We start from the raw sequence: 15,695 nt of genomic DNA, 5'->3' as shown, positions 1-15,695 counted from the left end.
CGCTCTACCCATCCTACGGTCAGTTCAAAATGATCACCTCGTCGCCGGGCTTGTCGGCATAAAGCTTCTCCACCAGCGCGGCGCGGCGCTCGAGGCCGGCGCGCTGGTTGATGTAACCTTTGTCGGTGAGTTCATTGCCGTCGATCGACGGCGGCTCGGCCATCAGCATCGCGCGCGCGATGCGCATGCTGCTGCCGGTGGTCGAGGAATTATGCACCTCCAGGCCGGCCTTGAGCCGTGCGATCACCTCGGGATGCCGGATCACATCCTCGAACGTCGCATCCGCATTGCCGACGATCTGGCGGCATGCGTGCAGGTTCGGCCAGCACAGCAGGCCGATGAACGGACGATCCTGGCCGGTGACCAGCGCGTCATGCACCACGGGCGTCGCCGCCGCGATCGCGTCGGTGCGGAGCGAACCGACATGGACGAAGGTGCCGGTCGTCAGCTTGAAATCCTCGACCACGCGGCCGGCGAAGATGATGCCCTGCAATGGATCATCGGGATCGACGAACATGCCGGCATCCCCGATGCAGTAGAAGCCCTCGTCGTCGAACATCTTCTTCGTGAGCTCGGGCTGACCGAAGTAGCCCGGCGTGACGTTGACGCCGCGCAGCCGCAATTCATACTTCGAGCCGCACGGCACCATCTTCAGCTCGACGCCGGGGAAAGGCAGGCCGATCAGGCCGACGCGCTCGGTGTCCCAATAGGTGCCGGTCGAGGTCGGCGCGGTCTCAGTCGAACCCCAACCGGTGTAGAACACGATGCGCTCGCCTGATGTCTTCACCGCGAGCGCCTGCATGCGGTCGTAGAGATCGTCGGGCAGCCGCGCGCCGCCATAAGCCATGATCGAAAGGTTCTTGAAGAAGCTGCGGCACAACGCGTCGTCCTTCTCCATCGCCGCCGCCAGTGCGGCATAGCCGGCCGGCACGTTGGCGTAATAGGTCGGTGACACCTCGCGCAGGTTTCTGAGCGTTTCCTCGAACTGGCCGGGCATCGGCCGGCCGTCGTCGATATAGAGCGTGCCGCCGTCGACGAGGATGGGATGGAACGCGGCATTGCCGCCCATGGTGTGATTCCACGGCATCCAGTCGAGCATGGTCGGAATCGGACCATTGGCTTCGCGCGGACGGACCTGCATCATCATCGCCGCATTGGCGCACATCATCTCCTGCGTGTTGATGACGGCCTTGGGCATGCCTGTCGAGCCCGAGGTGAACAGCAATTTGCCGACGGTCTGAGGCGTGATCTTGGCAATCGACCGCGCGACATCAGCCGTCACCGGTGTCGCGGCGAGATCGGCAAAGGCGACGCTCTCGATGCCGTCGCAGGGACGCAGGACGTAGATCACCGTGATGCCAGTGAGATCGATCGCTCTCAGCGCCTTCTCGAAGGCTGGGCCGTCCTGCACCATCACGACGGCGGGCTTGATCAGGTTGAACAGATATTTGAGCTTGAGATGATCCTGGCTCATCAGCGAATAGGCCGGCGAGACCGGCGCCGCCGGTAGCCGCGCCTGCATCGCAGCCTGCGTCATCAAGGCGTGCTCGATCGAATTGCCTGAGAGGATCGCGACCGGGCGGCCTTCATCGAGGCCGAGATCGAGCAGCCCTTGCGTCAGCGCATCGACGGTGCGCTTGGCCTCGCCGTAGGACACCTTGCGCCACTGCCTGTCGGGACCGCCGCGTTGCGCGAGCCAGATCCGCTCCGGCGCTTGGTGCGCCCATTTGGCGAGATAGGCCGGAATGTGCGTTTCATAGGCCTGAAGCGGAATGCGCGACTTCAGGACGACGGTGCCGTCGTCGCGTCGCTCGACCGCGATGTCTCGCGCCAGCCAGTTCACCGTGCGAAAGGCGGGCTTCGTCAGCATCGCCGCTGCACTCCCATCCATTTTGCGTCTCCCGGAATTCTTGTCCTTTGAAGGATCTGTTCTCAGCGCCTGATATAGACAGGCTTTCGTTTCGCGAGAAAGGCCCTGATGCCCTCCTGGAAATCTTCCGAGCGGCTGCACAGCACCTGGTTGCGATCCTCCATTGCAATGACGGCCTCGATCGAGCCGGCATCGACGCTCATGTTGAGGCATTCCTTCGACAGCCGCAGGCCCACCGGAGAGGCCGTCATCATCGCATCAATGTAGGGATTGGCGGCGGCGTCGAGATCACCGGCCTCGACAACTTCAGACACAAGGCCGACCGCGAGTGCGCGATCGGCGTGGATGAAGCGTCCGGTGAGGATCAGCTCCGAGGCAACGGAGACGCCAACGAGGCGCGGCAGGAAATAGCTGGTGCCGATGTCGCAGCCCCCTAAGCCGAGCTTGATGAAGGCGCAGTTCATCCGCGCATCCTTTGCCGCGATGCGGATGTCGGCGGCGAGCGCCAGCGCAAAGCCACCGCCGGCGGCCGCGCCCTGCACCAGCGCGATGATCGGCTGCGGGCAACGCCGCATCAGCATCACGATGTCGGCAATGCGGCGCTGCGAGTCCAGGGATTCGGTGACGCCGGGCGGTTCTGTCTGTCCGCCGCGGCGAGCCATCGCATGCTTGAGGTCGAGCCCTGCGCAGAAGTTGGCGCCGGCGCCCTTGAGCACGACGACGCGCGTATCGCGGTTGCGCTGCAGGCCCTGGAAGTAAGTATTGAGCGCGTCGATCAGCGAGGGATCGAGCGCGTTCAGGCTGTCGGGACGATTGAGCGTGACCCAATCTGTTCCGTCATGGTGTTCGATCAGCAGCGGTTGAGTCACGCAACTCTCCTCACCGTCGTCCCGGCCAAGCGAAGCGCGAGCCGGGACCCATAACCACCGGCGAGAGTTGTCGCAGTAGGCTCGGGCCCCATCGCGCTTCAATGGAGAAGGTTGTGGCTATGGGTCCCCGCTTTCGCGGGGACGACAATCGAGTGTTACCGCGGCGCCATGCGGATGGCCCCGTCGAGGCGGATGGTTTCGCCGTTGAGCATCGGGTTCTCGACGATGTGGACAGCGAGCGCGCCGTATTCGGCGGGTTCGCCGAGGCGGGCCGGATGCGGCACCTGGGCGCCGAGGCTCTTGCGGGCTTCCTCGTTGAGACCCATCAGCAGCGGCGTGAAGAAGATGCCGGGCGCGATGGTGTTGACGCGGATCTTCAGGCTGGCGAGGTCGCGCGCGGCCGGCAGCGTGAGGCCGACGATGCCACCCTTCGAGGCCGAATAGGCGATCTGGCCGATCTGGCCCTCATAGGCCGCGACCGAGGCGGTGTTGATGATGACACCGCGTTCCTCGCCGATGGTCTCGACGGTGGCCGCGCGCTCCGCGAACAGACGCAGCGCGTTGAAAGTGCCGATGAGGTTGACGTTGATGATGCGGGTGAACTTCTCCAGCGGATAGACACCATCCTTGCCGACGGTGCGCTGCGAGCCGCCGATACCGGCGCAGTTCATCAGCACACGCGCAACGCCGTGCGCGGCCTCCGCCTTGGCGATCGCGGCCTTCATCTGCTCTTCGCTGGTGACGTCGGCATGAAGCGCAACGCCCTTCACTTCGGCGGCGACCTTCTCGGCATTCTCCTTATTCTGATCGAGCACGCCGATCCTGGCGCCCTTCGCAGCCATGGCGCGGGCGGTCGCGGCGCCGAGGCCGGAGCCGCCGCCGGTGATGAGAACAGCAACGTCTTTCAACTGCATGAGAACGACCTTTCCTTGAGCGTTTCTTCTCTAGACTTGCGAATGGCGAATAGGGAGTAGCGAATTGGGAACGGGACATTGGCCCGTTCGTGACGATTCGCTACTCGCCACTCGCCATTCGCGTTTCCTTCCGTTCCAACACGCCGCCGAAGATCAAGGCTTCCATGTGCTTGATGTAGTCGCGGCAGACTTCGTCGGTGACCGGACCGACGCCGACCGCGCGCGACATCGCGTGGCGGCCGAAGAACAGATGATCGCAAGCGCCGATCAGGCTGGTGTAGAACAGCACCGGATCGATCTTGCGGAATTCGCCGGCCTTGATGCCCTCGGCAAGCAAGCGGCGGTGAAATTCGAGCAGTGGCGCGACGAAGAACTTCGACACCTCGTCGGCGGCCTGCGGCGTGCTCTCGTGCAGCAGATAGTGGATCAGCCGGTTCATATAGGGGAACTGGTGATAGGCGCGGATGATGCCGCCGATATGCAGGCGGAGCTTCGCGGTCGGAGTGATCGGCTGCGCCAGCAGGTATTCGAGCTGGGACATCTCCGTCGCGGCGTCGCGCGCCAGCAGCGCCAGCAACAGCCCGTCTTTGTTGCCGAAATGATATTTGACGAGCGCGGCATTGACGCCCGACTTCTGCGCAATGTCGGACAGCGAGACCTCGATCGAGGCGCGCTCGATCATCAGCTCGCTGGCTGCGACCAATAGCTTGTCGGCGGTGGCATTTTTGCCGGCCGGCAATTTCGTCGGTACGCTGGTATTCAACGGCACTCTGATCCTGGGCTGGTCGGAACGTCGGGACCGCACATAAGCCCATGGCGGAGCTGCACTCAAGAGTTAATTGATTGATTGACTAAATGCCGGACCGCCCCTTAAATCCGGCCCGACTTTCAAGACACGTCCAATCCAGAACACCAGGGAGATCAGACATGGCCGAGGCATATATCGTCGCCGCCGCCCGTACCGCCGGCGGCCGCAAGGGAGGGCGCCTTGCCGGCTGGCATCCGGCCGATCTGGCCGCGAACGTGCTCGACGCACTGGTCGAGCGCTCCGGCGCCGACCCGGCGCAGATCGAGGATGTCATCATGGGCTGCGTGATGCAGACCGGCGAGCAGTCCACCAACATTGCGCGCAATGCGGTGATGGCCTCGAAGCTGCCGGAGAGCGTGCCCGCGACCTCGATCGATCGCCAGTGCGGCTCCTCGCAGCAGGCGCTGCACTTCGCGGCGCAGGCGGTGATGTCTGGCACCATGGACTGTGTGATCGCCGCCGGCGTGGAATCGATGACCCGCGTGCCGATGGGGCTCGCCTCCTCGCTGCCGGCCAAGAACGGCTTCGGCCACTACAAGAGCCCGGGAATCGAGGCGAAGTATCCGAACATCGTGTTCAGCCAGTTCACCGGCGCGGAAATGATGGCGGAGAAGTACGGCCTGTCGAAGGATGAGCTCGACGAATACTCCTTTGGCAGCCATCAGCGCGCGATCGCGGCGACCCAGGCCGGCCACTTCAAGGACGAGATCGTGCCGGTCAAGATCACCCGCGCCGACGGCTCGACCGACACTCATTATATTGACGAAGGCATCCGCTTCGACGCCAGCCTCGAGGGCATCAAAGGCGTCAAGCTGATCGCCGAGAACGGCAAGCTGACGGCCGCCAGCGCCAGCCAGATCTGCGACGGCGCCTCCGGCGTGATGGTCGTCAACGAGAAGGGCCTGAAGGCGCTCGGCGTCAAGCCGATGGCGCGCATCCACCACATGACCATGATGGGCGGCGATCCCGTGATCATGCTGGAAGCGCCGCTGCCGGCGACCGAACGCGCGTTGAAGAAGGCCGGCATGAAGATCGACGACATCGACCTGTTCGAGGTCAACGAGGCGTTCGCCTCGGTGCCGACCGCATGGCTGAAGACCACCGGCGCCGATCCGGCCCGGCTCAACGTCAACGGCGGCGCGATCGCGCTCGGCCACCCGCTCGGCGGCAGCGGCACCAAGCTGATGACGACGCTGTTGCATGCCCTCAAGCAGCGCAACAAGCGCTACGGCCTACAGACCATGTGCGAAGGCGGCGGCATGGCGAACGTCACGATCGTCGAACGGCTGTAAGAAGCGTCCGTAAGAGAGGCCGCAAGAGCCTCCACACAAAAAGTGTCGTCCCGGCCTTGAGCCGGGACCCATAATCACAGGTCGATGTGGTTATAGCGAGCTGAGGCCCCAGCTCATTTCAACAAATACGATCGGTGGGTATGGATCCCTGGTTTCGCCGGGACGACCACCTTGTTTGAGGAAACATCCGTGACACATCCGTCCGTCCACGCACGCACCACGCCCGACAAGATCGCCTACCAGATGGCGGCGACGGGGAAGGCGATCACCTATCGCGAGCTCGACGAGCTCTCGAACCAGGGCGCGCATCTGTTCCGCTCGCTCGGCCTGAAAGCCGGCGACCACATCGCGCTGTTGATGGAAAACCGCCTCGCCTTCATGGAGCTGTGCTGGGCAGCGCAGCGGAGCGGGCTCTATTACACCGCGATCAGCCGCTACCTGACCGAGGAGGAGGTCGCCTACATCATCAGGGATTGCGGCGCCAAGGTCTTCATCACCACGCCGCAATGCGCCGACAAGGTCAAGCGCCTGATCAAAGGCGAGCCGGGCGAACCGCTGTTCTACATGATGGACGAACCGGCCCCGGGTTTCCGCTCCTACGACAAGGAGGCGGCCGCGCAGCCGACCACACCGATCGCGGACGAGGTCGCGGGCTACGACATGCTCTATTCGTCCGGCACCACCGGGCGGCCGAAGGGCATCAAGAAGGAGTTCGAGGGCAACCGGATCGACGTACCGAACCCGTTCCTGCGCATCCTCACCGCCGACATGTGCGGCATGAATGCGGACAGCATCTATCTGTCGCCGGCGCCGCTCTATCATGCCGCTCCCTTGCGCTTCAACATGATGGCGATCGTGCTCGGCGGCACCTCCGTGATCATGGAGCATTTCGACGCCGAGGAATTCCTGAAGCTGGTCGAGAAGTACAAGGTCACGCAGTCACAGCTCGTGCCGACGATGTTCGTGCGCATGCTGAAGCTGCCTGACGAGGTGCGCGCGCGCTACAACGTCTCGTCGCTGAAAGGCGCGATCCATGCGGCTGCACCCTGCCCGGTCGACGTCAAGGCGAAGATGATCGAATGGTGGGGACCGATCCTGATCGAGTACTACGCCGGTTCTGAAGGCAACGGCGTCACGGTCTCGACCTCGCAGCAATGGCTGACGCATCGCGGCACGGTCGGCCGCGCCGTGGTCGGCAAGGTCAAGATTTTGGACGAGAACGACGAGGAGGCGCCGACCGGCCAGATCGGTCAGGTCTATTTCGCCGACGCGCCGGCGTTCTCCTATCACAACGATCCCGAAAAGACGAAGAAGGCCTACAACGCCAAGGGCTGGTCGACGCTTGGCGACGTCGGCTACCTGGATGAGGAAGGCTTCCTCTATCTCACCGACCGCAAGAGCTACATGATCATCTCCGGGGGCGTGAACATCTATCCGCAGGAGACCGAGGACGTGCTGATCACGCACCCCGCCGTTTCCGATGTCGCGGTGTTCGGCGTGCCCAACGAGGAGATGGGCGAAGAGGTCAAGGCGGTGGTGCAGCCTCACGACATGACGAAAGCCGGCAAGGCGCTGGAGGCCGAGCTGATCGCGTTCTGCCGCACGCATCTGTCGCCGATCAAGTGCCCGAAGAGCATCGACTTCGAGGCCGAGCTGCCGCGCACGCCGACCGGGAAATTGGTGAAGCGGCATCTGCGCGACCGCTATTGGCCGAAGCCGAAGGCGTAACTCCATCCATCGTCGTCCCGGCGAAAGCCTGGCGAAAGCCGGGACCCATGACCACCGCTGCCCGAGATGAATGGGATTGCGGCCCCTGGTTCGCATGACATAGACATCGGTGGCTGGGTCCCGGCCTTCGCCGGAACGACGTGGTGAGTGTGCGCGCAATGAACACGACAACCGATCTTCCCGACGTCCCGCTGCCCTCCACGATCCGTGCGCGCTACGTCGACGGCATCAACGGCCTTCGCATGCACGTGCTCGAGGCCGGCTTCGAGACGCCGGGCCGGCCGTGCCTGTTGCTGCTGCACGGTTTTCCCGAGCTCGCCTTCTCCTGGCGCAAGGTGATGCCGACGCTCGCCGCGGCCGGCTATCACGTGATTGCGCCGGATCAGCGCGGCTATGGCCGCACGACGGGATGGAATCCCGATTACGACGGTGATCTCGCCCCGTTCCGCCTGCCCAATCTGGTGCGCGATGCGCTGGGGCTGGTCGCGGCCTTCGGCCACAAGCACGTCGATGCGGTGATCGGGCACGATTTCGGCTCCTCGGTCGCGGCATGGTGCGCGCTGATCCGGCCCGATGTGTTCCGCGCGGTCGTGATGATGAGCGCGCCGTTCGCCGGGCCGCCGTCACTGCCGTTCAACACCGCGAACGCGCCATCGCAGCCGTCAGGCGAGGACCCGGTGCATCGCGAGCTGGCGGCGCTGCCGCGGCCGCGCAAGCACTATCAATGGTATTACTCGACGCGCGCGGCGAATGCCGACATGCATTGCGCTCCGCAGGGCGTGCACGACTTTCTGCGCGCTTATTACCACCACAAGAGCGCGGACTGGACCGACAACAAACCCACTCCGCTGCAATCTTGGTCGGCGGGTGAGCTCGCCAAACTGCCGACCTACTACGTGATGGATCTCGCCAAGGACATGGCGGCGACCGTCGCCGAGGAAATGCCCTCACATGAAGCGATCGCCGCCAACACATGGCTGCCGGATCATGAGCTCGGCTATTACAGCGCCGAATATCAGCGCACCGGCTTCCAGGGCGGGCTGCAATGGTATCGCTGCGGCACGTCGGCCGCGTTCGTGCCGGAATTGCAGACCTGGAGCGGACGTACCATCGACCAACCCTCCGCCTTTATCTCGGGCAAGCAGGATTGGGGCACCTATCAGCGGCCCGGCGTCTTCGAGGCGATGCAAGCCAAAGCCTGCACGAACATGATCGGCTGCCATCTGGTCGACGGCGCCGGCCATTGGGTGCAGCAGGAGCAGCCGGAGCAAGTGAGCCGGCTGCTGCTCACATTCCTGCGAGAAGCCGGCGCCGCACGATAACCGCGCCTGCCGGCTTATCTCATTGTTCGGACATGTGTTCCTGGCTCGCATCCGTTGCGCACCTGCTCAGCCGCGGCGATCGCCGTCATTTGACCCCGCGGTGATAGCCTCCTATAGATTAGAACTATTCTAATTCTAAACTGCTTGGACAGAGCGTTGCTGTGAAGAATTTCGCCGATTTGACCGAGCGCGAGGTGCTGGCGGTCGCGATTGCCTCCGAGGAGGAGGACAGTCGCATCTACATGACGTTCGCCGAGGATCTCGCCAAGCGATATCCCGATACCGCGAAGATTTTCGAGGAGATGGCTGAGGAGGAGCGCGGCCACCGCCACCGATTGCTCGAAATCTACGAGCAACGCTTCGGCCCGCATCTGCCGCCGATCCGGCGCGAGGACGTCAAGGGCTTCCTGCGCCGCCGCCCGATCTGGCTCACCAAGAACCTGCCGCTCGACACCATCCGCAAGGAGGTCGAGACCATGGAGCTGGAGGCCGAGCGCTTCTACGCCAAGGCCGCCGAAAAGGCCGAAGATGTCGGGGTGCGTCGCCTGCTCGGCGATCTCGCCGAGGAAGAAAGGAGCCACGAGAAGCTCGCGGTCAAGCTCACCGGCGATATCCTCAAGCCCGAGGTGCGCGCGGAGGAAGATCGCACACGGCGACGGATGTTCGTGCTGCAATATGTGCAGCCGGGTCTCGCCGGATTGATGGACGGCTCGGTCTCGACATTGGCGCCGCTGTTCGCCGCCGCCTTCGCCACCCATCACAACTTCCAGACCTTCCTGGTCGGGCTTGCCGCCTCGATCGGCGCCGGCATCAGCATGGGCTTTGCGGAGGCGCTGTCCGATGACGGCTCGCTCACCGGGCGCGGATCGCCCTGGCTGCGCGGAATCACTTGCGGATTGATGACGACGCTCGGCGGCTTGGGCCACACGATTCCGTATCTGGTCCCCGATTCCTGGCCGAATGCATTCTGGATCGCGACCGTGATCGCCGGCATCGTCGTGTTCTTCGAACTGTGGGCGATCGCCTTCATCCGCGCACGCTACATGGACACGCCGTTCCTGCAGGCCGTGTTCCAGATCGTGCTCGGCGGCGCGATCGTGCTCGCCGTCGGCATATTGATCGGGGCGGCGTAGGATCGGCGTCGATCCGTTCATGCTTCCGAGAATACCCATGACCCGCTCGCCTTACGACAGCACCGCAAAGCTCTTCCACTGGCTGATCGTGGGCCTGTTGGCCGTGCAGTATCCGATCGGCTGGCTGATGCCGGACATTCATCGCGGCCAGCCTCCAGGTGCTGCGATGACGTTCCACATCTCGTTCGGCATCTTGATCCTTATTCTCATCGTACTGCGACTGATCTGGCGGCTGACCCACCCGGTTCCGGCCGAGCCGTCGCTACCGCCGTGGCAGCGGATCGGTGCGCAGGTCGCACATTGGATGCTTTATCTGCTGGTGCTGGCGACGACCATCACCGGCTGGCTGTTCGCGTCGTTCCGGGGCTGGTCAGTGTCGTTGTTCTACATCGTGCCGCTGCCGATGCTCGCCTCGGACAATGCCGCGGCCGGCAAGGCGATCGACGGCCTCCACCAGGTGGCGGAATGGTCCCTGCTGGTTCTGATCGGCCTCCACGTCGCTGCGGCGCTGGCGCATCTCCTGATCTACCGCGATCGCATCATGCAGCGCATGCTCCCGAATTAGAGCGTTTCCTCACAAATCAATTGGGGGCACGGCGGATCAGGGTCTGCCAGGCCCTCGACAGCGGCGAGCAAGGGGCCGCGCCTTGAAGCGTCCATATTGCGGATGGAGAAGCGGCAGGGTATCGCGTTGGCTGGTGAGCAACGGACGGCTGGGGGACCATGACACGTCGTGCAGTTGGGAGAGTGACCGCAGGCATTCTGCTGCTGCTAGCCGCGCCTGCAATGGCAACCGAGTCTCCGGCCGAACTGATTTCGAGCTTCCGCCTTAAGCATGGCGAGGTCCGCGTCGTACGTGATGCAACTCTCGACCGCATTGCGCTCGAGCAGGCGCACGCCATGGCGGCGAAGGATGATCTCAGTCATGACGTGCTCGGTCCGTTCGCCAGACGGATCGCACCTGCGCGAGCGGGGCGCGCTGCCGAGAACATCGCCTACGGTTACGAGAGTTTTGAGAAAACGCTCGGCCAGTGGATCGACTCGTCCGGGCACCGCAAGAACCTCCTGTTGCACAACGCCTCCCGCGTCGGGGTCGCGAGCGCCAAGGATGCCAGCGGCAAGCGCACCTATTGGGCCATGGTGATCGCAGGCGACTACGAGCCGAAGCCGGGCAAAGGCAAGAGCAAGGGCAAGAAAGACAAGGAGCCTCTTGTCGCTGTGAAACGCGAGGCCTCTTCCTCAGGCCGACCGAAATCCAACGGCTGCCACATCAGGTTGCTCGGCCTTTGCATCTGAGGTGAAGCGGTCCGGCGGAAGCGCTGAGCGAGGGCCCAACTGCGGCGCCCTAGCACTTTTGCTGAGCGTGCATTGTTGGATCGAAACGCGATTTTGCGAGAAGTGGCGGCTGCTGGCGCAGAGTTGACGTTGGAGCTGGTGAAGGGGCGCCTAAGCGCTACAGACGAACAGTCTCCAAACGGCGAATCTGCACCCTTGTGAATGCATGCCCCCAAGGTCGGCCGCGCAATTGCGATCAAGCCGGCCTTGCCCGGCTGCTCCATTCTGAGCATGATCACGCCCGAACAATGGAGCGCACCGTGGCCAAATCGCAATGGAGTTTCAAGACCGCCGTCGAATTGTCGGCGGCGCTGAAGGCAAAGCAAGTGTCAGCGGTCGAACTGGCCGAGGACACGATCGGCCGCATCGAACGCCATGACGGCAAGATCAGCGCGATTTGCGTGCGCGATTTCGAGCGCGGCCTTGCCGCAGCCCGCGCCGCCGACGCCGCGATCGCGCGTGGCGAGCACCGGCCGCTGCTCGGCATCCCGATGACGGTGAAGGAATCTTTCAATGTCGCGGGATTGCCGACGACCTGGGGCAACCCCGCCCAGAAGGATTTCACGCCGGCCGAAGACGCGCTCTCGATCACGCGGGTGAAAGATGCCGGCGGCGTCATTCTCGGCAAGACCAACGTGCCGCTCAACCTCGCCGACTGGCAGAGCTATAATGACGTCTACGGCACCACCAACAACCCCTACGATCTCGGCCGCACGCCGGGCGGCTCCTCCGGCGGATCGTCGGCGGCGCTGGCCGCAGGCTATGGCGCGCTGTCGCTCGGCTCCGACATCGGCGGCTCGCTGCGGGTGCCGGCGTTTCACTGCGGCATCTATGCGCACAAGCCGACCTTCAGTCTGCTGCCGTCGCGCGGCCACACCGCGCCGCCGGCGCCGCCCATCATCTATGAGCGCGACCTCGCGGTGATCGGCCCGATGGCGCGCGGCGCGGCCGACCTGTCGCTGCTGCTCGACGTGATGGCCGGCCCCGATCCGCTCGACGCCGGCAAGGCCTATCGCCTCGAGTTGCCGGCGGCGCGGCATTCGTCGCTGAAGGATTTTCGTATTCTCGTGATCGACACCGATCCGGTGCTGCCGACCGATCGGACGATCCGCGGCATGATCGACAAGCTCGCCAGCAACCTCGACAAGGCCGGCGCCAAGGTCTCGCGATCGAGCCCGCTGCTGCCCGATTTCGCAGCGTCCTCGCGGCTCTATATGCGGATGCTGCTGTCGTTCCTTGCGGCGACCTTCCCGCCGGACGTTTATGCCGGCGCTTGCGCGGCGGCGGCGGCACTGGCGGCCAGCGATACCAGCCTGCAGGCCGAGCGGCTGCGCGGCATCGCGCTCAGCCATCGCGACTGGGTGCAGGCGACGACCGGCCGCTCGCGGCTGCGCGCGCAATGGCGCGAGCTGTTCAAGTCGTTCGACGCGGTGATCTGCCCGATCATGCCGACACCGGCCTATCCGCACGATCACGCGCCCGACCAGGAACAGCGGCGGATCATGATCGACGGCGAACCGCACATCTACACCGACCAACTCGCCTGGCCGGGGATCGCGACCCTGCCCGGTCTGCCCTCGACTGCAATCCCGACCGGTTTCGCGTCCGACGGCTTGCCGATCGGCGTGCAGATCGTCGGCCCGTGGCTGGAGGACCGCACGCCGCTGAAGCTCGCCGAACTGATCGAGCGCGAATTCGGCGGCTTCGCGCCGCCGAAGATGTTTGATGATTAGGTTTCGAAGAACGAACGTCATTGCGAGGAACGAAGCGACGAAGCAATCCATGCCTCAGCGAGCGGAGAGATGGATTGCTTCGCTTCGCTCGGCCGAGAGAAAGCGGGAGGAACCAATGAGCGCAGACCTCGAGGAGCTGACAAAGCTCAACAAGGATTATGTCGATTCCGTTCAGAATTGCGACGTCAAGCGCTTCGATGAAATCTTGGCGGAAGATTTCTACTGCACCAATCCCGACAAGAGCCTTGTCGATCGTGCCGCGTTCCTGAAGCAGACCGCGATCCCGGCGAAGATCAAGGGCCTGAAGGCCGAGGACGTCAAGATCCGCATCCTCGGCGATTTCGCCATCATCCACGCGCAAACGAGTTACATCGGCGCGGACGGCCAGCCCGCGCATGGGCGTTACACCGACTGCTGGGCGAGGCAGAACGGCAAGTGGCTCGCGGTATCGGCGCACGTGGCGCGGTAAGGGTCACGCTCGCAGCGACACGCTCCGCCGTCATGCCCCGCTTCATGCGGGGCATCCAGTACTCGGCGGCCGCAGTGATTCACGCAACTTCCGGCGTACTGCGTCGCACGGTCGGATGACGAGAGGTGTCAGGGCCTCTCGATCCTCCAGAGCAGCAAGTCCAGCCTGTCACTGCCGAAGAAGACCTCGTCACCGACGACAAAACTGGGCACGCCGAACACGCCGCGTGCATAGGCCTGCCGGGTGACCTCGGCAAGATTGGCGCGCGCCGCATCGTCGAATGCGGCATCGAGCTCGCGCGTCTCCACGCCCGCTTGCGCCAGACAGCTCTGAAGCACCTCCGGCGTCGAGATGTCCTGTTGCTCCTGCCACAGCGCATCGAACACAGCGTAACTGAAGGCCTGCCGCTCCTTTTCGCCGAGCAGACGCGCTAGACACAATGCCGGAACCGGATTCGGTCGCGGCGGCTTCGGCGCACGCAACGGCAGGTGGTGATACGCCGCAAGACGCCGGACGTCCGCGATCAGATGCGCCCGCTTTGGCCTCGGCAACGGATCGACATAGGCTTCCCACGGCTCGCGTCCAGCCTGCAGATTCAGCAGAACATCGATGGAAACGGGGCACCATCGCCAGTCATGCCCGCGCTGCGTGATCGCGTCGCGGCGGAGACGATGCGAAGCGAAATAGGCGTAGGGCGACCTGAAATCGTAGAAGATGTCGATGACGGCGGTCATGGATGGCCATGTCGATGATGCGTGGGCGGCGGATCCCGAACAATCATAACACGGCTAACGTCACAATACGATATCTGTCGAAATATTGGAGTAGAAGATGTGACGGTTAATCCAAGACGTCATTGCTGGGCTTGCCCCCGGCAATCCATCGCCTTTGCAAGATTCATTTAAGGATGGATGCCCGGGTCAAGCCCGGGCATGACGAGCGGCGAGCCGGTTAGCTGTCGAACATGATCACGCTGCGCAGCGTCTTGCCGGCTTTCATGTTGGCGAAGCCTTCGTTGATTTCCGAGAGCTTCAGCTTGGCGGAGATCCAGTCTTCCAGATGCAGCTTGCCGCGCATGTAGAAATCGACGAGGCGCGGCATGTCGACGCGGAAGTGGTTGGAGCCCATCGACGAGCCCTGAATCCGGCGCTCGCGCAGGAAGTCGAAGCCGTGCAGTTCGATCTTCTGGCCGAACGGGATCATGCCGACGATGGTCGCGGTGCCGCCGGCAGCGAGCATGCCGAACGCCTGCTCGGCGGTGTCCTTGCGGCCGAGCACCTCGAACGAGTGCTGCACGCCGCCGCCGGTCAACTCGCGCACCTGCTGCACGACGTCGCCGTTCGCGGGATCGACGATATCGGTGGCCCCAAGCTTGGTGGCGAGTTGCAGCTTCGCGGGATTGGTGTCGATCGCGATGATGCGGCCGGCGCCCGCGATCTGTGCGCCGTTGATCGCGGCCATGCCGACGCCGCCGCAGCCGATCACCGCCACGGTCTCGCCGGCGGTCACTTTCGCGGTGTTCACCACGGCGCCATAGCCGGTGATGACGCCGCAGCCGATCAGGGCTGCGAGATCGAGCGGCATCTCCTTTTTGATCTTCACGATGGCGTTCTCGTGCACCAGCATCTGCTCGGCGAAGGACGAGAGATTGAGAAACTGGTTGAGCTTCTCCTTCCTGTTCCACTGCAGGCGGTTGGATGCGCCGGGCAGCATCTTCACCGTGGTATCGGTGCACAGCACGGTGCGGCCGGTGGTGCAGTTGTCGCAGGTGCCGCAGAACACCGACAGGCAGGTGACGACGTGATCGCCGGGCTTCACGTAGTTGACGTCGGAGCCGACCTTCTCGACCACACCGGCCGATTCATGGCCGAGCACGGCCGGCAGCGGATGCGGATACAGCCCTTCCATGAAGTGCAGATCGGAGTGGCAGAGACCCGCGACCGCGGTGCGGATCAGAACCTCGCGCGGCCCCGGATTGGGCACACTGACATCTTCGATCACCAGCGGCTTGTTGACTTCATGCAGGACGGCGGCCTTCATCGGAATTTCCTCTCATGTTTATTGTTACGTACGCTCTCCACCTCTCCCAAGGGAGAGATCGGAGCGCATCGAAGATGCGGTCCGGGTGAGGGGTTGATATCGATCGATAGAGCGATACCCCTCACCCGGATCGCTGGCGCGATCCGACCTCTCCCTTTGAGAGAGGTGAGATTGCGCAAGCG

14 protein-coding genes are annotated in these 15,695 nt (G+C 63.8%); 8 read left to right on the top strand and 6 right to left on the bottom strand.

The genetic code is table 11. The annotated features are described in order from the left end of the window. Window positions 1-19: 19 nt before the first annotated feature. The 4 genes from P6U25_RS03965 to P6U25_RS03950 all read right to left on the bottom strand — a co-directional run bounded on the left by P6U25_RS03965 (window position 20) and on the right by P6U25_RS03950 (window position 4,416). On the bottom strand, window positions 20-1,891 hold the full coding sequence (locus P6U25_RS03965) for an AMP-binding protein (protein ID WP_407150162.1): 1,872 nt from the start codon (window positions 1,889-1,891) through the stop codon (window positions 20-22). A gap of 41 nt (window positions 1,892-1,932) precedes the next feature. Beyond that, a complete protein-coding gene (locus P6U25_RS03960; RefSeq protein WP_407150161.1) occupies window positions 1,933-2,739 on the bottom strand; it encodes an enoyl-CoA hydratase/isomerase family protein in 807 nt (268 codons plus the stop codon). Between the two features lie 155 nt (window positions 2,740-2,894). Further along, window positions 2,895-3,653: an SDR family NAD(P)-dependent oxidoreductase gene (locus tag P6U25_RS03955; RefSeq protein WP_407150160.1), complete on the bottom strand. Its 759-nt coding sequence runs from the start codon at window positions 3,651-3,653 to the stop codon at window positions 2,895-2,897. A 100-nt stretch (window positions 3,654-3,753) separates the two neighbouring features. Further along, on the bottom strand, window positions 3,754-4,416 hold the full coding sequence (locus P6U25_RS03950) for a TetR family transcriptional regulator (protein ID WP_407150159.1): 663 nt from the start codon (window positions 4,414-4,416) through the stop codon (window positions 3,754-3,756). Between the two features lie 164 nt (window positions 4,417-4,580). Between P6U25_RS03950 and P6U25_RS03945 the strand changes: the two genes are divergently transcribed. The 8 genes from P6U25_RS03945 to P6U25_RS03910 all read left to right on the top strand — a co-directional run bounded on the left by P6U25_RS03945 (window position 4,581) and on the right by P6U25_RS03910 (window position 13,473). Continuing rightward, window positions 4,581-5,753: an acetyl-CoA C-acetyltransferase gene (locus P6U25_RS03945; RefSeq protein ID WP_407150158.1), complete on the top strand. Its 1,173-nt coding sequence runs from the start codon at window positions 4,581-4,583 to the stop codon at window positions 5,751-5,753. A 189-nt stretch (window positions 5,754-5,942) separates the two neighbouring features. Beyond that, window positions 5,943-7,481, top strand: a complete 1,539-nt coding sequence (locus tag P6U25_RS03940; RefSeq protein WP_407150157.1) for an acyl-CoA synthetase — start codon at window positions 5,943-5,945, stop codon at window positions 7,479-7,481. A 158-nt stretch (window positions 7,482-7,639) separates the two neighbouring features. Further along, window positions 7,640-8,803, top strand: a complete 1,164-nt coding sequence (locus tag P6U25_RS03935; protein ID WP_407150156.1) for an alpha/beta fold hydrolase — start codon at window positions 7,640-7,642, stop codon at window positions 8,801-8,803. A 161-nt stretch (window positions 8,804-8,964) separates the two neighbouring features. Continuing rightward, window positions 8,965-9,936 (top strand): iron exporter MbfA, encoded by a 972-nt coding sequence (gene mbfA, locus P6U25_RS03930; protein ID WP_407150154.1) that lies wholly within the window; start codon window positions 8,965-8,967, stop codon window positions 9,934-9,936. Between the two features lie 37 nt (window positions 9,937-9,973). After that, window positions 9,974-10,501, top strand: a complete 528-nt coding sequence (locus tag P6U25_RS03925; RefSeq protein WP_407150153.1) for a cytochrome b — start codon at window positions 9,974-9,976, stop codon at window positions 10,499-10,501. 158 nt (window positions 10,502-10,659) lie between these two features. Continuing rightward, on the top strand, window positions 10,660-11,232 hold the full coding sequence (locus tag P6U25_RS03920; RefSeq protein ID WP_407150152.1) for a CAP domain-containing protein: 573 nt from the start codon (window positions 10,660-10,662) through the stop codon (window positions 11,230-11,232). A 299-nt stretch (window positions 11,233-11,531) separates the two neighbouring features. Then, entirely contained in the window at window positions 11,532-13,004 is a 1,473-nt protein-coding gene (locus P6U25_RS03915) for an amidase (RefSeq protein WP_407150151.1), read from the top strand. 115 nt (window positions 13,005-13,119) lie between these two features. Next, window positions 13,120-13,473 carry a nuclear transport factor 2 family protein gene (locus P6U25_RS03910; RefSeq protein ID WP_407150150.1) on the top strand — a complete coding sequence of 118 codons (354 nt, stop codon included), beginning with the start codon at window positions 13,120-13,122 and terminating at the stop codon, window positions 13,471-13,473. Window positions 13,474-13,601: 128 nt separating this feature from the next. Here P6U25_RS03910 and P6U25_RS03905 read toward each other — a convergent pair whose 3' ends face one another. Both P6U25_RS03905 and P6U25_RS03900 read right to left on the bottom strand, forming a co-directional pair. Then, window positions 13,602-14,207 carry a 2-hydroxychromene-2-carboxylate isomerase gene (locus P6U25_RS03905; RefSeq protein WP_407150149.1) on the bottom strand — a complete coding sequence of 202 codons (606 nt, stop codon included), beginning with the start codon at window positions 14,205-14,207 and terminating at the stop codon, window positions 13,602-13,604. A gap of 217 nt (window positions 14,208-14,424) precedes the next feature. Continuing rightward, a complete protein-coding gene (locus P6U25_RS03900; protein ID WP_407150148.1) occupies window positions 14,425-15,513 on the bottom strand; it encodes a Zn-dependent alcohol dehydrogenase in 1,089 nt (362 codons plus the stop codon). Window positions 15,514-15,695: the final 182 nt, after the last annotated feature.

Source organism: Bradyrhizobium sp. ORS 86 (genome assembly GCF_045571475.1).
GTDB lineage: Bacteria > Pseudomonadota > Alphaproteobacteria > Rhizobiales > Xanthobacteraceae > Bradyrhizobium.
Note: the sequence above shows the minus strand (reverse complement) of the source record. Positions and strands in the feature narration are given on the sequence as shown.